This window comes from Mesorhizobium sp. WSM4844 (assembly GCF_055811775.1).
This window is the reverse complement of record NZ_JBVVQB010000009.1, coordinates 12852-32344: the sequence shown is the minus strand read 5'-3', so window position 1 is coordinate 32344 and position 19493 is coordinate 12852. Positions and strand designations below refer to the sequence as shown.

The window sequence follows — 19493 nt, the reverse complement described above, 5'->3', positions numbered from 1 at the left end:
TTGCAAATAGGTGTTACTTGATGAACGTCTAACGAGCTTTTGTTCATGCCATCTGTCGAAGCCAACCCATGGAAGTCACTGGTCCAGTCGATAAGACGCAGGCGCGCCGCCGGGGCGCGATTTTTCAAACCCGTCTGTCTGATCGCCGCCATTGATGTGGCGAATGAATCCAACGCGGATCCAGCCAATCTGGATGCTCATGCCATCATTTTTAAGTTCAGAGAGTATGTAGGGCTCAGCTATCCGGAAAGGGCCGATGAGGGCTGGCGCCCACTGTGGCATCTTAGCAATGACGGCTTATGGACTTTCTATTCAGGTATTCGGGCGCTCACCAAAGACGATTTCGGGCCAGAGGGGAAGCCGGGGACGAAGGCCGCGCTCTTTCCGAAATTCGATCGGCTGGCCATCAATGAGTTTCTGGCGGATGGCTGGAAATCGGCGTCGCAGCGTCAGATCTTGCGCATGCAAATGATCGACATGCTTGCCGCGGACGATGCCACCTCGAGATCATTCGCCAGACAGCTTGCGGACCCCGACGTTGCACTGCAACCGGCCAAGTGGCCAGTCGATCCTTCGCCGCAGGTCGCCGCCGTTGAACAACTCGATTTCTTCCACAAGGGAGTAGGTGTCGAAAAGGATGAAGCGCTGGAGAGCGGCATTATCGCCGAGCCCTTCGATCCTGAGACAATCGATGTCGTGACACGCAACATGACCGTGGATCTGCTGCTCTCGCGCGCCCGTAGCAAGATGATAGATATGCAGCCGGACTTTCAGCGGCGGTGGGGGATTTGGGATGATCGCCGCAAGAGCCGGCTCATTGAGTCCTTGCTACTTAGGATTCCACTGCCCGTGCTCTATGCGGCCGAGGACGACGATGAGTCTTGGGAGATCGTGGACGGCATACAACGGCTATCCACCATCGCACAGTTCATAGAGCCTGACATTGTCGGCCGCCCCCCTCTGCTTCTGTCGGGGCTGGAGTATTTGGAAAGCTACGAGGGTATGGCGTTCGGGGATCTTAGCGATCGGCTTAAGATGCGCCTTCGGGAAACCGAGCTTGTTATCCATCTTATCCGCAAGGGCACGCCACCAGAGGTGAAGTTCAATGTTTTCGCGCGCATCAACACCGGCGGCGTACCATTGTCTCCGCAAGAGCTAAGGCATGCGATCACTCCCGGTCCCGCCCGGCAGGTCTTGGAAGACTGGGCAAGGTCGCCTGATTTCTTGATCGCCACCGACAGCAGCATTAATCCGATACGGATGGACGACCGTGAGCTCGTCCTTAGGTTCCTCGCCTTCTTCCTTCTCAGCGTCTCGGCCTACCGACAGTCAGAAATGGATCGCTTCCTGATTAAGGCCATGAAGGCGGTGAACGCGTTGAATGGTCAGGAACTGATGCAGGCACGGGCGGCATTTCAGCGCGCCATGCAGGGCGCGTATGCGATCTTTGACAACGATGCCTTCCGCAAACGTATGTCGCCCACGGAGGGACGGTTTCCGATCAACAAGGCGTTGTTTGAAGCGATATCGGTCAATCTTGCCACCTTGGACGCCGACAGCATCAAGTGCCTCGTAGATCGGCGTGAAGTGGTCCGTATGGCATTCATCACGCTGTGTGCTGACCGCGACTTTGAAGCTGCTATCTCCCAGGGAACGGGTGACCCGGCGAAGGTGCAATTGCGGTTCGCGCGCATTGCTCTACTTTTTCAAGACACGATCGAAGCTCATGCTTAGGACCCTTGGCCTCAAAAACTTCAAGGCGTTTGCCGAGCTAGACCTGCCGCTGGCTTCCCTGACGTTGTTGTCCGGTCTCAACGGCAGCGGCAAAAGCTCCGTCCTGCAGTCGCTGGGAATTCTTCGCCAGTCCTACGATTCAGAGAGCCTCTCGCGAGGCGAGCTGGATTTGAACGGATCGCTTGTCTCTATCGGGACGAGGCGAGACGCATTGCACCAGTCATTCTTGGATCCCGAGATAAGCATCTCGTGTGATTTCGCTCTTTCGGAGGGCGTGGAAAGTCTGACTTGGGAGGCGAAAGCGGAGGCTGATGCCGACGTTCTCTTGTGCGAGCGTTTCCCGCCCATGGAACGTCTTGAGCGTCAGAACCTGTTTGGTAGAGGCTTTCAGTTCCTGCGGGCTGATAGGATCACGCCGAGTGTCACTTTCCCAACTTCGCAACATGCGGTCGTACACGGTCGATCCCTTGGGCCGCGCGGGGAGTATGCCGCGCAATTCCTTCTCATATTTGGAACTGAACTGACGGTTACTCCTTCCCTTCGTGTTGTCATGGACGATTCCGGCATGAGCCTGCTGGCTCAGGTCAATGCCTGGCTGCAACACTTCAGTCCCGGTGTCCGTGTCGAGCCAATCGGTGTTCCAATGACCGACCTTGTGCGGCTTGCATACTCCTATCGCGGTGAAAAAGCTTCGTATGGCGATGCCCTGCGGCCGACGAATGTCGGCTTTGGGCTGACGCATGCTTTGCCAATCCTCGTGAGTTGTCTTGCTGCTGAGCCGGGCACCCTTATCATCGTGGAAAATCCTGAAGCGCAGTTGCACCCAAAAGGACAGGCCGCTATCGGCCGGCTGCTCGCGCTCACCGCGGCACTCGGCGTACAGGTTATTGTCGAGACCCACAGCGATCATGTGCTCAATGGCATTCGGCTTGCCGTCAAAGAAGGTCATCTACAACCGTTGCAAACGGCATTGCATTTTTTCTCTAAACACCCAGGTGGCAGCGTGGCCTATGAAACGCCGGCAATCGCTCCGGACGGACGTCTCTCTTATTGGCCGAGCGGCTTCTTTGATGAATGGGAAAGAAGCCTGGATCAGCTTTTGTCCTGAGGTCCCGTATGCTTCAGCTGTTTATGAACGAGCTCTCCAGCCCACTCGGAGAATGCTCAGCAAACGAGGCCGTGGCCAGGTTGAAGAATTTCTGCGCTATCGTGCGCAAAGCGACGTCCTTGGACAAGCATTTGGCGCTGAACATGGAGGTGCCGCTGGCACAAATATTCTTCGGCGCGGACTGGCCTCTTGCCATTCTGCGCAACCAGCATGGTTGCGTTGAGGAGAGCCTCTACCTCAAGACAATCAAGGATAGGTCTCCTTTCTCCGCCGCCCTATCCGACTTGGGCGCAGACGACGATGTAGAGTACCGGATCCCTGAAGATGCAGAGCCGTTCGCGGGGACCGTTGCTGTGGCGCTCGGGCTCGCGCATCAAGTCGACGGACTCGCGGTGAGCTTGCCCTCACACGCGGCGTGGACCATTCCTGAGATTAGGTTGGATCGAACCAAGCTGACTGCTAACGGCGATCTCGTCACAGACGCGGTGGTTGCCAGAAATGCCAGCATCCCGGACCATATAGATCAACACGCAAATGCGTTGGTCACCGGACCAGAGGTGGCCTCTGGTGCTGAACTTTGGGCTCGCCGCCAGGAACTGTTCCCCAATCTTGATTTCATACCCCGCACCAGGGCGCAGTTGGAGGGCCTCCTCAATGGGGATGCTCGATTGACAGCGGTCCTCTATAGGCTTTGTGGGATCGACAGCGCTATTGGAGCGTGGCATTTCGCAGGAACAGACTACCCGATCTTTCCTTTCAATGTGCGCCCAGAAAGCCGCACTCGTCTGGCGCTGACCTTTTTCAACGATGAGAATCTGGTGGAGCGTGCTTTTAGCGATCATGTCGATTTCGCACCAGGCGAAGGCCGCATCCACTTCATCATTTTGAGCGCGCCTCGCCGACATGCTCTCATCGGTCACGTTGGAAAGAAGCTCGGTATAGGTTGACGGGAAATGATCGGGTTCGCTTCTTGCCCTTTGGTTGTGTCTCGGCAACACGATTACTTATGACAAATCACACAACCTGCAGAAGCTTCGTCGATCCCATAGATGTCGTCGATGGTTGGTGCTTGCGTGACAGCAAGCGGGTTCACAGGGCGCCGGGCCAGAAGACGCGTGCGCCGCTGCTCGAATTCTCGCTCAATCTCCTCGATCCGTTCAGGGGCGCTGAGTTCGTCCAGTCCCTCGCCTTGGCTCCATGTGAATGGCGAGCCGTGCTCGAGCGCGGTCTTCTCATACGCTTTGGCCTCTTCGAAGGCGTGCGGGTGCTCGCGCATCAGACGCACCCATTCGATCTTCTGTTGGAAGAAACAGAACGTGCAGCCTGAACGGGTGCGCCAACGGTAATATTCGGGTTCGCCCAGGCCCGCGCTCTCGAGCATCTCGATGACGCCGGCCCGGTTGATCCCGGCCTCCCGCAGGGGGAAATGCACCTGCATATTGTTGTGCGTCGCCTGATATCCTTCGCGGCTTGGCTCGTCCGCCCTGATGGCCACGTAGGAGTGGACGACCGTGCCGGCGTCCAGATCGTCCCGCAGCCACCGCTCAAGCGGGCGAAGCTTGAGCTGTCTGGTGCACCACCGCGTCTTGGGCGAGGGCAGGAAGTGATTGTATTCCTTGAGCCAGAAGTCGAAATCCCGATCCGGGTTGAGCCGGGCGATCGTCCTGCCCAGGAAGCCCTCGAGCTTGTCCAGGAACGAATAGACCTCATCCAGCTCTTTGCCGGTGTCGGTGAAGAAATACTCGAGATCGAGATCCGGCCGTGTCTGTCGCATATGAACGGCCAGAGCCGCGCTGTCGCGGCCTCCTGAAATCCCAAGGATATGACGCTCACGCATCATGCTCATGCGGTCTTCACCCCTTTGCCGTTGGAAAGGCGTTCCACGATCCGCGCCAGAGCCGCCAGCTCAACCGCCGGTCTCATGCCCTTGCCGCGAAGCTGCGTCATCAGGTCATCGGCTGCTTTGTCCGCCGCTTCCAGCTCCTGCTCCGTCACCTGGAAGGCGTGAAACAGCGGCTTTTCCTTCGGGTCGAGACCGACCATCACCGAAATCGCCTGCGAGGTCGGCGAGCGGTCGCGGACCGCCGCAAAAGTTTCTGCCTCGCGAAAGCGCAGGCATAGTTTTGCGAGTTCGAACATTGCCTGCTCCTGCTCGCGATCGGACCAGTTGCGTGGCGGCTTGTGGACGAGCAGGCTCGCCAGCCCTTCGATGTCACCATCGCCGCCCTCGAAGGCGCCGGCGCGCATGATGAAGGCATCGACCCGCAGCTCGGCGGACACGCCCGATGCCGTCGAGGACCGTGGTCCGATACCTCCAAACGTGTCCTGATCGACGCCGAGGTGCTCGGCTAAACTGTCGCGAAGCGTGTTGAGCATTTTCGGGTAAGCGTGCTCTGCCTTGTTAAGCGCAGCGACCACGCTCACGCCGGGGTCGGGTTCTGCTTCGAGCGCCACCGCGAGGTCGGAAAACAGAAGTGACTCGGGGTCGCTGGCCTTGAGTACGATATCGCGGACCTTGCGGACTTTATCGGGCAATGTCTGGGTACGCTGCGCCCATTGGGGCAGAGCATGAAAGCGCTGATACAAGGCCGACGCGACCGGAAGCGCTTTCGCTTCGACAGCGTCTGTTTCGCTCGATAGTAGTGCAGCCAGCTGCTCCACGAACGCCTCGTCTCGCTTCGAACGCGAGATCCGGCGGAATTCGATCGCCGCCGGCTCCTGAAGGATCCGATCGGCGACGATATCGTTGATGGCGGGCTGAAAGACGCCATCAACATAGACGGCAACCGCGTTGCGGTGCGCCAACAGATAGGACAACACCAGCACCGGCATGACGCCGCGTTTGATGCCGTACGGCCGGGCTGCCCATTTGTCGAAGAGATCAGCCAGGTTCACCTTTTTCTCGGCAAGCTCGGTCCACGCCGGAATGAAGGTCCTGCCGGTTTGGTCATCGGAAGGATCGGCAAATCGCCAGACCCCCTTGTCGTCCTGCCTATGCAGGCCTGGCGGGCGAATGACAGTCAGATAAAGCCCTCGCTCAACGGGGTAATTTTCGATTCCAAGGTCGGCAATGTCCGCCTTTGTGACCATGGCATGCATCAGGACGCGTAAGCCGGCCATGGCCGCCGTCGAAGGCTTGTCCCGATTGAGCAGTTCCGATTGGATGACAGGCGCGCTGCGGAACGCAGCCGTCGACAGCGCCGACGCCACGACTGTCAGCTCCCTGCCGTCGAGTTTCTTGCCATTGGCGTCCTTTGCGCCGTCGCCGAATGCCCACCAGCGTGCGGAGGAGAAGGCCTTGAGCAGGTCGCTTCTCACGATCTCGGCTATCGATGCCTTGCGGGCTGACAATTCGCGACGGGCAATCCGATCGCCTTCCAGCTGCGGGTGCGTCGCTTCGATCCGATCCAGCGCGTAGAGGTCGCTCGCATGGTCGCGCAGCAGATAGACCTGCTCGCTTGCGGCGACGCCAGCGACAATGCCCAATTTCTCCAGTTCGATGCTGAGCTGCTTGGCCGCGACTTTGACGGGGGCTTCGAAACTTCGCCCGTCCGGAAGCAGCATGACTAGAAGCCCTGCCGACCGCCGCTTCGTCTTGGCCAATGCGGCGGCAGCTTTTTTGGCCCAAGCCGATGGGCTCTGCGGGCTTTCGTCGGCGAACTGGATGACCACATCGAAGGTGCGTAGCGCCCCGGTGGCAAAATAGTGACTCTTGGCCGCGATCGGTCCGACGCCCAACCGGGAGGGCAAATCAGCGAGAACGTCGGCATCAAGCTTCAGCGCTACCTTGGAGACGGCCTCGTCGAGGTCGAAATCGCTGCCGGCGAAGAGGGCATATCCGCCAAGCCGCGGTTGCCGAATCAGGATAGCCCGGTTGACCAGCTCGTCGATGGCCGCCGCGACGTCGGCCTTCTTCGCTTCTGGTGCGCAAAGGGAGAGGATGTCGTCGGCAACCGCGAGTCCGGAGCCGTTCCTGAACAACTCGACGACCGCTGCGGCCTTGGCGAGCTTGGCAGCCAGCGAGCCATAGAGTGCAGCCTTCTCCACGGCCTCCATAGCAAGTGTCATCCGATTGCTTTCAGGACCAACAGAAAGCGCGCTGCCGAAATTTGCGACCAGGTAGTCCCAAAGCTGATCCGGCCCATACCAAGCGTTTCCGCCGACCTCGGTCCGAGCCAAGTGCGCCTGAAATCCGTTCGGTTCAGATGATGATAGAAAGCCGAAAACGCTTCGCTCGTTTTGTGCGAACCGTTGGCGTGACACCGGCCCCAACAAGAGCGCCGAAACCGGGTGCAATGGCCACGTTTGGGTGAGGATTTCCGTCAGCACCACGACATCGACCGGTCGACGGTGCGAGATCGCCTCCGCCGTCAGTCCAGCGATCGCTTTGGCGCTGGCCGGAGCTTGGTCGCTGCCAATGGCGCGAGCAATGAGCGCCGCGACCTCATCGGCTTGCGCAACGAAGGGCACGTTCTGGTATCGGCCCTGAACCTTTGCCCATTCGTTCCGGCCAGTCCGGCTCAGCCGGTTGGCGTACTGCTCAAACGACTGATGCAGGATGCCGACAATCACCAGCCTACCGTCAGAGCGTGCTGCTCGCTCGGCGAGATCCTGCAAAATATGCACGTCGCCGGCAGAACTCGTCGCATGCTCGAGGAACTTGCCGAGCTCGTCGATGACGATCAGCAAACCGCCCTTTTGACGAGCACGCGCTTCTAATTGGTCGATAAGTGCTCGTTCGTCGCGCGCTGCATCCCGCGCCGCCTGAGTCCACTCAAATTGCTCTGCGGCCGCATCCGCCAACGCGCCCGCCAGGCTCGTGCGCCGGCCGGTCAGTGCAACCACATCCCACGAGCGTCCTCGGCTAGGAAACGCCGAGGAAAACTGCTCTGCCAAATCTTGCCCAACGATCCCTTCGGCGAGAGCACGCTGTTTCTTGTTGCCGGCGACCAGATTGGCAACAAGCAGTGCCGCACAAGATTTGCCGCCGCCATACGGGCCGGTCCAGGTGAAGGCGAACTGCGACCCATCGGCGATCCCCGCCAGCATGGCCAATAGCGACTTGCGGACGCTCGCCTGCAACACATACCCGGTGAGCGGCGGTGTTCCATTGAGATCGGTGTCGATCCGAGCGGACAGCGCGAACCGGCGTTCGACCTTGACGATGTCGGCAAGCTTGGTCATGCCGCTCTCCGGCCACGGTAACCGGCTTTGACGAGATCGATCTCGTCGATTTCCTCGAGACGGCCAGCCAGAGCGACCTGACGGAGTCCCGCCGTATCGGTCCACACCATTTTCCCGCCGGTGGCGTCCCCGATGCTCATCAGCCGTGCCACTAGGCTATCCTCGTCAAGCTTGAAGACACGCCCGGGAGACCCGGGGTCATACTGCACCTGCTCTACGGAGAGGGTGGGGGACAACGAGTGCTGACGCTCCCAGAACTGCTTTAACACGAGCGCAAATATGCTGTTGTCCAGTGAAGGCTTCTGCCCACGGACAAATTCGAGTTGGCCTGTCGACCGCTGCTCCCGCAACAGGCCGAGCTCGACTAGCAACGGTTCTGCCGCGTCTTCCCCTGCATCGGAGTGACGGGGCGCATAGCTGCGTACGAACACTTCAACGTCGCGCTTGAGGGTCTCGGCGGTTGCCCTTGCGGTTGCACGGGCTTCGACGATCGCTGCCATGGCCCTAACGAGATCGTCCCTGGTAAAGGCAATCTGATTGAGCAGGTTGAACGCGTAGTAAAATGTCGTTGCGGCGCGCGGCTCACTCACGAGGTGTGCATGCATCAACCACAGAGTGGACGGATGCTCGAGGTATGGGTCGAGCCCGGTGCCGTCGGTGAAGATCAACCGCCCTAGATCAGTGGCGTGAAGATGGGTGGGGCTGTCTCTTAGAATCTTTGTCGCCAACGCCCAATGACGCATGGAGAGCGCCATATTTTTGCCGACGCCGAAGGTGGCGATTGCATTCTGTTCCTGAAATGTTCTACGATCGACTCCATCCGGATCGGATGCATGGTCGAACGCCTTCTTCAGCCAAAGGAGCCGAAGCGGGAAGGTCTCGTGGCCCGAAACGCGAATCGCGGTCGCCGGATCATGAAGGTCGTTCAACATGGAGGGGATGCTACTGGAGAGTGTCGCCAGTTGGCAATCCCTAGCGCGCTACTATTGCTGATAGCACCGCGGCCGCCTCCATGGCGTCCCCCTCGCTATTGTAGCGGGAGAAGTATAAACGGATAGTATCCGTAGCCTCTAGATGAGTAAATCCCATCTCAAGTAGGACGTGCGATGGAGTAATCTGCCCACTCGTGCAAGCTGATCCTTCGGAAATAGAGATACGATCACCGGCCTTCACTATTATCGACATGGCTTCATTACCGGGAAATCTCAGACTCAAACTTCCGGGTACCCGACTCGGCGCGGAAACATTCTCGATGAATTGCACTTGCCTGCTGCGCAACTCTTCGAGGAACAGAGCCGACAGCCGCCCTGAATGGGCGGCGTCCGCTACGAGCCGCGTCCTGGAGACCTTGGCGGCCGCGCCAAACCCGACCACGAGCGGCGTCGGTACGGTTCCAGGGCGCACGCCAGCCTCCTGACCGCCGCCGAATAGCACCGGCAACGGTCGGAGAGAAGCGGCCGATGATATGAACAGCGCACCGATGCCCATTGGGCCGTACATTTTGTGCGACGATAGGCTCGCTAAATCGAACTCCGCAAAGTCCAAAGGCAGCTTGCCGGCCCCCTGTGCAGCATCGACATGCACGAGGGCCCCCGCGGCACGGGCAATACGAACGACATCGGCGAGCGGTTGGATGGATCCCACCTCGTTGTTGACCGCCATCACCGACACCAAGAGCGTCTCGATGCCGACCAACCGTTCGAGAGCTGAAATATCGACGATGCCGTTCACATCAACCGGCGCTTCGATGATGCGGAAGCCGGCACTGCGCAACGACCGCGCGGACGACAGCACACTCTTGTGCTCGATGGCCGATACGACAATGTCACGCCGCCCGATGCCACCTTCAAGCGCGGCGAGAGCAATGCCCCTTATCGCGATGTTGTTTGCCTCGGTCGCCCCGGACGTGAAGACGAGTTCCTGTGGATCAGAGCCGATGAGGGACGCGAGTTCCGAGCGCGCAGTCTCAACGGCCTGTGACGCCAACATACCGCTCATGTGAGGTGAGTGCGGATTTCCAACCTGAGCATGCCACCAAGGTGCCATCGCTTCCATCGCCTCTGGGGCCAATGGTGTTGTCGAGTGACCATCAAGATATATCGGCATGGGCGCGTGTGACTCTGTCTTCGGATCAAGCTCAACCTTATCCGGAACGGGAAAAACTCGAAATCGGCCCCACGGTCGAGGCCCAGGCAATTTGCTGATAGAGTACTGGCGGAACAGGAGATGCGCATCCCCATGCCCGAAGGCAACGACGTCAGCGTCAAAGAAATCTACAAAGAGCAATACGCCCACTTCAGAGCGATGAACGACATCCTCTACAAGATTCCCCCGCTGTTCTCGGTGGCAATCGGCGGCTTGTGGTACTTCGCGGCATCCCAGCTCAAAACCGATCGGCTCATTGCCGTCGCGATTTTCTTGTTCGCGGCCGTCGTGAGTATCGCCAGCGTTTTCATCATGGGTCGCTTCAGCCAGGCCTTCAGCCTCTACATTACCAATTTGAACAAGCTCGACGGCGACTATGCGGTCTCGATCAAGAACAAGGACAAGAAATGGCCGCCCTCGACGGTGAAGATCATTCAGTTCCTGTTGTGGGTCGCGGCGGCGATTTCGCGCGCCGGAGTCATTTACGCCCTCGCCCCCCTGTTTTGTCCTCCCGCGCCTCCGGTTTTGCCAGCTCAACCGTCCTGAGCCGCGATCGCCGACACCACGTCTTCTATGTCCTCGTCGGAAAGAAATGGTGCCTGAGCGAAGACGGTAGAGGCCTCGCCGCTCAGCCGCGCCGCCAGGTGCCCAAGGCCGAGCAGGTTCTCGGCACCCTTCGTCCCGAGGGCGATCTCTGACGTTCCGACGCTCGCGACCTTGAGGATCAGCCGATTGCCGAGATTGTCACGCAGCTGAACGGGCATGACCCCGGCATCTGGCCGTTGTGCCGCAAAGACCAGGTGGATGCCGGCGGCTCGCGCCTTCACCCCGAGTCTGGAAACGATCGAGGTGACGGCACCCTTGTAATCCTCGGTCAGCATCCATTCGGCGAACTCGTCGTGGATGAGAAACTTCATCGGCAGCCGTGCTTCTGGCGCAGCCTTGATGTTGAACGATCGGATGTCGCGAGCCCCACTTTGCCTGAAGAGCTCGTATCGCCTGTCCATCTCGATGACGAGCCCTTCCATCATTTCGATGGCGACCGCTTGGTCAATGATGATCCCACCCTTCACATGCGGCAGCCGCTCTATCGCGGAGTAGTCGACTCCCATTTTTGGATCGATCAGGTGAATGTGCACCAGGGCGCTAGGATTGGTCGCGGCGATGTCGAGGATCAGCGCCTGGATCAGCACCGATTTACCGCTGCCCGTCGCGCCGGCGATGAGCGTGTGAGGGTCGTGTTGTGACACGCCGGCGAAGGGCCCACCCAAGTTGAGATAGAGAATTTCGCCATCCAGCTCGCGCAGACCGAGGAGGAAGCTCGTGTTGAGACCGGCGGCATTGCGGTTCAGGGCGCGGCGTTCCCAGAGATCCCACATCGAGACAATCTGCCGCTTTGCTCTTGCCACGCCCACCACGATCTCGCCGGGCAGCGGCGAAATGGAGATCACCCTCAGGCCATGCGTGGTCAGAAGGGCGGACTGTTTCGCCTCGATGTCTTCGACGCGCAGCCGGTCGCTGCCGACAAATCGCACCAAGGCGGCGTTTGGCGTCAATCGCATCCCAGCGATCTTGGCCTGTAGATTGTAACCCATAAGCGCGGTACGCAGCCGGCCGGCTGTGGCCTCGAGCCATTGTTCGTCCTCGCCAGCCGCCTCCTGCACCTGCCCCGCTCTCCGAGATACCAAGTCGGCGAAGCTCTCGTTGTCCCCTGAGATCGGTCCGGCCGCCTCCTGCTCCTCCCGATCAGGCGCGGCGGAGCGGGCATCTGCATTAGGCTCAGCCTCGCCGGCATCGGCAACAGGCGCTGTTCCCGCGCTCACGTTGGACTCGGGCGGAAGCGGCGCGGGTGTCGTTGGCGGAGGGCTCGGCCGAGGGGCGCCCCGCTCGGGGCCGGTACCACTGGCTGGGCCACTCTTGGTCCACCGAACGCGCGGTGCCGGCGCGCGAAACTCAGATGACTCCCACGGCCTGCGATCTCCCAGGGCGCTTCTGATCGGCATCAACGTTTCTGAGGCCTCATATGCCTTGATCAGTTGCCGCAGACCTTCGCGCGTGTAGATCTCCTGCAGTCCTCGGACCTCGGTCACTTCGTCCTGGTCGCCAGGGGAGCCACCGGTGTCTGCGGGGCCCGAAACAAAAATGTGGGAATAGCCCTTTAGATCGATCTCCACCGTGCCGTTGCGGATGCCATTCCTCACCTCCTCGAGCGCAAAGCTCGCGGTCAGAGCCGAGGGTTCGTCGAGCAGGATGTCGGCAAGACGCGAAAGCCATAGGTCACGGTCAAGCCGCCCCGGATCGCCGAAGAGCGCGTCCTCGATCCGGCGCATTGTCTGTCGCAACTGCTGGCTAGAATGACGTTTGGCTTCCGCCAGACCACTGGACTCGACATACTTCGCTTCCGTCACAACCGCACGGAGCCTGGGGCGCCCATCGGGCCCCGGGTCGACGCTGAGCGCAAGGATGTCGGCGATCCCTTCCTCTCGCTGGCCTAGCCATTGCGCGTAGTCGTCGAGAAGGAACCACGATGCCGGACGCTTCAAAAGCTCCTCAGCAACAAGTGCACGACTGAGGACCAGGCCTATCAACTCCCCAGCTGATACGCCGCGCTTGGCCGCACGCAGTATGACATCTCCAGAGATGGCCGTCGCGTCGGCGATCATCCTCTCGGCAAGCGCCGATAGACGGTCGTCGCTGAGCCCCAGGCTGAGTTGATCGAGACGTCGACGGACAAGTACCGGCAGGACGCGCAGGTCCGAGGTCGAGGACACGACCATGTTGCGACCGTGCGTCCGTTCGCGCCGATATCGGATGACCTTGATGCCTTGCGCCATGAGCTGCCGCTTGTCGAGAAGGTCGTCATAAGTGGCGACCCACTCGGCCAAGCCGTGAACATCCTTGAACATGGCCTCCAGGCCATGGTCCTGCAGCGAAATCTGACGCGCGGGCAGGTAATGCTCGTTGTCGCGATGCGACTGTTTGCGGATCACGGCCGCCAGAGCGTCGAGATAGGACCAGCCGACCAGAGGTTGGCGGGGCGAAACCAGGTAGCTTGTTGCGGTGAGTTGTTCTTCTCCCACGACCCGGCGATACGACCAGCGAGGCGGCACGTGGTCGGCGATCGACGGGTTTGTGTCGTCGTTGCGAGGAACGGAAAACCAGGCCTCCCTGGCCTGACGCGATACGACATCATGCAGGAACGCCACGTCCACGCTGCGCTCGTCAGGTGCGCGCCGCCCCGTACTTCCCTCAAGCATCACCCCAATTCTGAGCTTCGACATGAAGTTGAGCGACGTTTCACTGACGACGATGGCGTCGGGGTCGTTGCCTGACTGATCCAGGAGATCGGTATAGACCTTGTTGAGCTTCGAGCGGTCTCGATGGCGGACGAGGACGTTGCAGTGGACCTCGTCTTCGTGAACTGACCCTAACGCGTTGACCGTGGCCAATGGTAGGCCAGCAGCATCGCAGTTGTAGAGCATGATGCTGAGATTGGCGCGCTCATGCGGCTGCAAGTCGAGATAACGGCCGATCAGCCCGCGGATCTCACGAGCAGCCTCGGCCGGATCCACATCGGTGGACGCTTCCGAGGGATCGCGAACCGGCCGTTCCATGAAGCTGTAATCGTTGAGTGTACTCGTCTCAGTCAGGAGAACCGCTTCACCTCCGTTGAAACCCGGTACTGCCTCCGGATAGTAAGGGTGAGCGAGCTCGGACCGGAGATCGACAAAAAAGAGCCGCTGGTCGCCGAAATTGACTTCTTCCGCCTTGAGAAGGTGATCAATCAGGCCGCAGAGAGATCGCATCTTTACGGCGGTGGCGGCCATCCGCATCGGGTGCCAAGGTGCTACGATCGCAGCCGGCGTCGAACCTGCAATCTGAACCGTCCCGATCCTGAGTATCGGTTCCCACAGGTCCCGCCGGTTTAAGTCACCTGGCGCCGAGCTACGAAGTTGCTCAAGTAGCCTTGCATACAAATCGGCCTGTTCGAGCTGGGGTGTTCCCCCCATGCCGTTCGCCCGCCAATCTTCGATGGCAGCCGAGTAGCCCGCGACGAAGGTAGTCCATGTCTCTCCAAGGTCCGCGCCGGCAGGCGGCGTCATGCGACCGCCCGCGACGGCTGCCTTGATGGTCCTGGGCAGGGCCTTGCTTAAGTCTTCGACATTGGTCGATCGTGGAACCAACGATCCGGCATCCTGGCGGAAGGAGGGTTGCAAAGTGCCTACGTCGGCGAGGGACACCGACTGCATCGCTCCCTTCTTGCTGACCAGCATGCGCGACACTTCGGCAATGCCGAATGGGTTCTTTTCGAGCCTGGCCAGGTCATCGGGCAACGCCAATCCGATCGCGTTTGGCTCGGCCCGCCAGATCAACTGAACCGTGTTTTTCTCCGCACCGGGGCCGCTTCCCACAGTCAGAGTGAGATCGAACTTGATCTGAATGTTTGCGCGCGACGTCGAGACATTCTCGCGGAATTTCCGGCTCTTGTTTGCGGCTTCGAGGAGCCTTTCGAACTCGAAAATGTGCGGCGTGTCCCAGCTGACCGCAGGTGGGAGAACCTGACGCAGGGCCTTATACTTGAGGCTGAAGGCGCGGGCCACGTCGACATTCATGTCCAACCATTGCGTCTTGGTCCGGCGTGAAGACCGGATCTCGATCCCGCGTGGCATCTTGAGCGTGCCAAGCTGGGCAAAGAGCCGCTCGATGCTGCGGACCAAGCCATCGAGGAAATCCGTGCACTCAATCGGGCGTCCGTAGACGAACTTTTCCCATTTGGCGCGCAACTGCCTGTTGGCCGCGAGATCCTCCCGATGAGCTTCGAAGAACTCTCGGTCGTCCTCTCGCGATTCCTTGAGGGATCGACCCTTGAGATCGCCGAGATAGGCCTTGTCCGGGTCGCTGAGGCGATCGGGACGCTCATAGTCGAAAAACTGAGCGGTCTCTTCCGGAAGCTTCAGCTTTTTGAGCTTGAGGCCCGAGAAGATGAGAAGAATGTTGTCCTGTTCCCACTCGAGCTCAGCGAGCTTTTCGGTCGCCTCGCGCCACCCGGCCGGCGAGTCGACGAAAGCCTCGATCACCGGGTGCAGCTCGGCGGCGATCTCGTCTCGAACCGTCTCGAATTGGTCCCGCAGCTCGTCGGCTTCGATCGGCTGGCGATTGGGCCGCTGCTTGGAAAGCAGTGGCCTACGGTCAGTGATGAGTTTGTCGTAGAGGCGCCTCCAGCGGCCTTGCTGCTGCAGGTCCTTTGGCCGCTGCGATCGGAAGTATCCTGTGTCGCGCGGCAATTGCAGTGCCGGCAGCGCCCAGCCAAGTGCGTCCGCCACGGGCAGCGACATGCTGTCGATCGCGGCTCGCGTCATGGCAACATAGTTGCTGAGCTGAGCGAGTGGCCAATCATCGACACTGGACAGGGCCTTGAGGGCAATGTGCCATGCTTCGATGTGCTCTACCGGTAACCCCAGACCGTCGGACGCGGGGAGAACCCAATAGGCGGGTCCTTCTTTGAGTTCCTTGGCGCCGATCAGCGCCACATCGTGCAGTGAAGCGCCCTGATCATCGTCGGTGTTCGCGATAAGGAGCGCGGGATGGTCGCACTCGGCATGACGCCACGCCACGGTCCTTTCATCGGTGATCACGGAATCGGGCAGACCCTGGCCATCGACCAGTGCGCGGGGAACAGCAATCTTGACTTGCGACTGGATCGAAAGGTCAGAAACCAATTGCCTGACGATCGCGGCAACCTGGGGTCCGGTGAGGCGATCGAGCATGAAACGAGCGGTGCCGCTGTCGGCCCCGAGGCCCTGCAGGCGCTCTTGGAGCGCCGCAGCGCCTGCCGTGCCGATCAGATCGAGAGCGTTCATGCTCGCACCTCGCGGCGAAACGGATTTTCTACATAGGCTGCCGAGTCCGACAGCCGGTTGAGCAGTCCGAGACTAATCAGCCGTTCCTCCAGCCGCCGTGCATTGTCGGAGAAGTCTTCCTGATCGGCTTTTCCGGCGCCGATGATGCTCGAGGCCTGTTGATCTCCGATCACAAAGCCGTAGCGATCGTGAAGGGCGGCAAGAAAGTCCTTGAACTCCATCCGCTCGCTCACGCAGCAGACGACAAGCGTTTTGAGCAGGCGGTCGGTCGGTGCGTAGCGCACGCGCCGGCTTGAGCGACGCGAGCTCAATCCGATCTGCCGCGCCCAGGTCGAATGAACTTTGCCTACATGTTGCGCGTGCCTTGTCTTCGCCCTGCCGACGAGCTCATCGATCAAGTCTCGAGGATTGCTCATCCCGGTCGGTAGGTCGTCAGGGTCGGGCCAGTCAAATTGGCGGCCAAGGACCTCCGCGGCGCTGAGGACGGCATCGTCCGATGCAACGGCGAGCTGCCACTCATGAGAGGTTTCGGCACTGCGGACGTAATGTTCAATGGCAAGGCCGGGCAGCGCATTGTTCGCTTGGAAAGAGTCCGCCGCAAGGTCACGGATCACGGTCTTTTTTGGCGATACGATCTCGCAGATCATCGTAATGGGCACCGAGTCGAGCAGCTCACGCGGCCGGTCAAGCTGGTATCGAACAAGATTGAGCCCGGTGATGGTTACGATGTGCGGCAGAGCGTCGAACACCGAAATCGGGCTATCCAGAATGGCGATCCAATCCTCGGCGAGCTGATCGAAGATCGGGTGGGTCGAGCAGGGCAGGTAGGCGCCTGGCCGATCACGCTCGGCAAGTTGTGGCTCGCCTTGCAGCGCAGCGACCAGCCGATCGTAGACGGTAGGCTGCTCGAAGAGTTTTCCGACCAGTCGGTCCCGGAGCTCGGCCGCCCGCTTTGACCGGCATAGCATCAGATAGAGAACTTCGCCGGTTCGGGCAAAAAATCGCCTGTCGGTTGAGACACCAGACGCCGTCACCGCGGCATCCTCATAGAGCGCGCTGGGGCCGAAAGGGAAAACGAACTTTGAACTCCAGCGTTTGTTGCTGGCGCCTTCGATGGCGGACGACTGCAAGAACCCCACCACAGAGGCAAAATCATCGAAGGAGTCGAAGCGGCCGCGGAGATAACTGAAGTCCCGGCTGTCGAGGCCGCCGGCGTTCTGTTCCATCAACTCCAGCCATTTGGTCCAGGCTGCATCGTCGGAGAGCCCCTCTGCCCCGATGGTCAAAAGGTAGGGATTATTGAAGATGAGATTGCGCAATCGCAATTGTGTCTGCGGACGATAGGAAAGTGCGTTGAACTCCCCTTCCGCAAAAGCGCGGCCGGCGACTTGCTCGGATCGGAGCACGCCAAGGAATTCAAGAAGTATCAGCCAGGGCGTCTGTTCGTCATGCAGGCGATGCCCCCAGATCGCTTCGTCGACCCAGAACGCTGGTCCTGTGCGATCCTCATGGGAAATAGGGCGTTTCAGGATCTCCATCATCAGAGCCTCACCGTGACGCTTCGCGATGATGCACGGCCGTCAGAATTGAGGTCGATGAACTTGAGGACGATCCCGTCACTGCGATCGTCTCCATCAAGGAATCGCCGCCGTTCGACGGCGCTCAGCAGTCGTGCCTTGAACGCGAGAAGGTCCTCGTGGCACTCGAGCGAAAAACTCGTAGGCAGTGCGCCCTCGGCCACACGTCCCAAGAACTCAAAGCGGGTCGTCGACAGTTGCAGCGTGACTTCAGGCGGATCATCACGCGCAAGCCGAACTACCAGCTTCATGCCTCCATCCCCGTCACCGAGCAACGCCACTTCCTCGCCAGCCCGGCGGGCGACGGACACGAATTCCTCCAGCAGAGGACTGGTCCTCGACTGCGATTGGCTTCCTGAACTTGCAAGGACCAGCTCGTCCTGGTTCTGGATCAGCATGCCGGTGAAAACCCGATTCAGCCCGCGCATGAGCATGGGCATCACCTGCCGCGGCAATGCTCGTTTCTCGGCCAACGCGCGACTGGTCTCGAGATAGAGCCCGGCGTACCGAAAGACGGTCAGGTCCCAGAGGTCCAGCGTATCTGCCAGCTCGTCGGAGATGGTGAAGAACAGGCGCTGACGCTGCCCGCGAAGCAGACCGAGAAAGCGTGCGACTGCGCTCGGATCGTCGCCCTCGAGGTAGGACTGTTGTGCCCGTTTATAGGCCGGCGTCTCGCCGTAGACCTGATCGGTTTGCACCAAGGCCCGGTAGGTCTCCACTAGCGCCGGATCGTCGGCGCCGTAAACCAACATATTGTCGACTTTGTTGCTCGTCTCCGAGCCGATCCCAAACAGATTGAGCTTGCGAAAGGGTTCGGTTCTTTCCGCTCGGCTTGGTTTCAAGTTGCCGCCGAACACGTTGCGGTACGGACTGGCTCGCTCCGCGGTTCCCGCAGCTGCCAATTCGACGACATCGGTGCACGCCATTAGTCCGTCGCGTGCGTCGGGATGGCCAAGAATGATGTTCGTGACGAGGGATAGAACCTGCCGGATGGTAAAGTGACCACCATTCTGTTCGCTGGCTTCGACCAGATTGCCGAGCCGTCGCCGGAAGAGACCATTGTCGTGGGTTCCGACCAGCCGTTCGCGGTTCTCGCGGATCGGACAGGTTGCCCCATTCATCGCCGGACAATCCGCGCAGCCGTCCCAACCGGGGTGCAGCGTCACCGCATCGATGACCTGATCGATCATTACGGCGGCGGCAGACCGACTGAGATCCCTCAAATCGAGCTTAATCGCAGAGTTCCCGCTGCGGCCAACGACCAGGAGATTCTCCACCACCTCGACAAGAGCGCTTGTCGTCTTGTCGCTGCCGGCGGTCTTCATCTTTTCTAGAAGCTGGCCATGATTGGCGGCCATCAGATAGACCCTGGGGGAATTGGGGTCTGCGACATCCCACGCCATCTGCTCGATCAGCGGTTTACTCTCGTCGGAGCGAAGCTCGCTTAGGTCCTTGACGACGATGAGTTGGCGAGACCCCAAGCTGAGGCGCTGGATCTTCTCTCCGCCATTCCAATCTTCAATCGTGCCTCCAAGCTCTAGCCACACGCGTCGGCAGTGATAGGTCTTTCCGTCGCCGGCGGTGCCCGTGAGGATAATGGACTGGCATTCTTCTGACCTGAAATTGTCGACCAACCATGCCAGATGCTGGGCCGGCAGCTCGATTGGCTGCATCTTCAAGCGAGCCAACGCCCGCTGGATGGTCTCGTCGTACATGTTATCGTTGGTCGGAATGGGTCCGTAGTTCCGAAGAAATCGGATCCAGTTGTTGGTCGGCATGCTCTATCCCCCCACGACTGCCGCCTTGCGCTGACGACCGTCCTGGAAATCCAGCGCAGCCCCATGAAAATCAGTCAGTTTGCAGACTACTGTAGAACTCGTGAAA

11 protein-coding genes are annotated in these 19493 nt (G+C 59.9%); 4 read left to right on the top strand and 7 right to left on the bottom strand.

Annotated features, from left to right (window positions below; all coding sequences use genetic code 11):
- Positions 1 to 45 precede the first annotated feature (45 nt).
- The 3 genes from AC0L2A_RS10160 to AC0L2A_RS10150 are packed head-to-tail and all read left to right on the top strand — an operon-like array spanning position 46 to position 3789.
- Positions 46 to 1734 carry a DUF262 domain-containing protein gene (locus tag AC0L2A_RS10160; protein ID WP_473608605.1) on the top strand — a complete coding sequence of 563 codons (1689 nt, stop codon included), beginning with the start codon at positions 46 to 48 and terminating at the stop codon, positions 1732 to 1734.
- Positions 1727 to 2842: a DUF3696 domain-containing protein gene (locus AC0L2A_RS10155; protein WP_473608604.1), complete on the top strand. Its 1116-nt coding sequence runs from the start codon at positions 1727 to 1729 to the stop codon at positions 2840 to 2842. Before AC0L2A_RS10160 ends, AC0L2A_RS10155 begins: the two co-directional genes overlap by 8 nt.
- A gap of 8 nt (positions 2843 to 2850) precedes the next feature.
- Complete coding sequence (locus AC0L2A_RS10150) at positions 2851 to 3789, top strand: hypothetical protein (RefSeq protein WP_473608603.1); 939 nt, start codon at positions 2851 to 2853, stop codon at positions 3787 to 3789.
- A gap of 53 nt (positions 3790 to 3842) precedes the next feature.
- Here the strand turns inward: AC0L2A_RS10150 and AC0L2A_RS10145 are convergent, their stop codons facing one another.
- Genes AC0L2A_RS10145 through AC0L2A_RS10130 form a run of 4 tightly spaced genes read right to left on the bottom strand, consistent with a single transcriptional unit; the run spans position 3843 to position 10132 of the window.
- Entirely contained in the window at positions 3843 to 4688 is an 846-nt protein-coding gene (locus AC0L2A_RS10145; protein WP_473608601.1) for a phosphoadenosine phosphosulfate reductase domain-containing protein, read from the bottom strand.
- A complete protein-coding gene (locus tag AC0L2A_RS10140) occupies positions 4685 to 8026 on the bottom strand; it encodes a hypothetical protein (RefSeq protein WP_473608600.1) in 3342 nt (1113 codons plus the stop codon). Before AC0L2A_RS10140 ends, AC0L2A_RS10145 begins: the two co-directional genes overlap by 4 nt.
- Complete coding sequence (locus tag AC0L2A_RS10135) at positions 8023 to 8958, bottom strand: DUF4007 family protein (RefSeq protein ID WP_473608599.1); 936 nt, start codon at positions 8956 to 8958, stop codon at positions 8023 to 8025. The genes AC0L2A_RS10140 and AC0L2A_RS10135 overlap by 4 nt, the downstream gene beginning before the upstream one ends.
- Positions 8959 to 8998: 40 nt before the next feature.
- On the bottom strand, positions 8999 to 10132 hold the full coding sequence (locus AC0L2A_RS10130) for a cysteine desulfurase family protein (RefSeq protein WP_473608597.1): 1134 nt from the start codon (positions 10130 to 10132) through the stop codon (positions 8999 to 9001).
- 132 nt (positions 10133 to 10264) lie between these two features.
- Here AC0L2A_RS10130 and AC0L2A_RS10125 point away from each other — a divergent pair, with 132 nt between their 5' ends.
- Positions 10265 to 10717 carry a hypothetical protein gene (locus tag AC0L2A_RS10125; RefSeq protein ID WP_473608596.1) on the top strand — a complete coding sequence of 151 codons (453 nt, stop codon included), beginning with the start codon at positions 10265 to 10267 and terminating at the stop codon, positions 10715 to 10717.
- Here the strand turns inward: AC0L2A_RS10125 and AC0L2A_RS10120 are convergent.
- From AC0L2A_RS10120 to AC0L2A_RS10110, 3 genes are read right to left on the bottom strand one after another with little or no spacing between them, the layout of a single operon-like run.
- Complete coding sequence (locus AC0L2A_RS10120; protein WP_473608595.1) at positions 10705 to 16032, bottom strand: FtsK/SpoIIIE domain-containing protein; 5328 nt, start codon at positions 16030 to 16032, stop codon at positions 10705 to 10707. The two genes, AC0L2A_RS10125 and AC0L2A_RS10120, sit on opposite strands and share 13 nt — an antisense overlap.
- A complete protein-coding gene (locus AC0L2A_RS10115; protein ID WP_473608594.1) occupies positions 16029 to 17573 on the bottom strand; it encodes a hypothetical protein in 1545 nt (514 codons plus the stop codon). Before AC0L2A_RS10115 ends, AC0L2A_RS10120 begins: the two co-directional genes overlap by 4 nt.
- Entirely contained in the window at positions 17573 to 19387 is a 1815-nt protein-coding gene (locus AC0L2A_RS10110) for a hypothetical protein (protein WP_473608593.1), read from the bottom strand. Before AC0L2A_RS10110 ends, AC0L2A_RS10115 begins: the two co-directional genes overlap by 1 nt.
- Between the last annotated feature and the right edge of the window lie 106 nt (positions 19388 to 19493).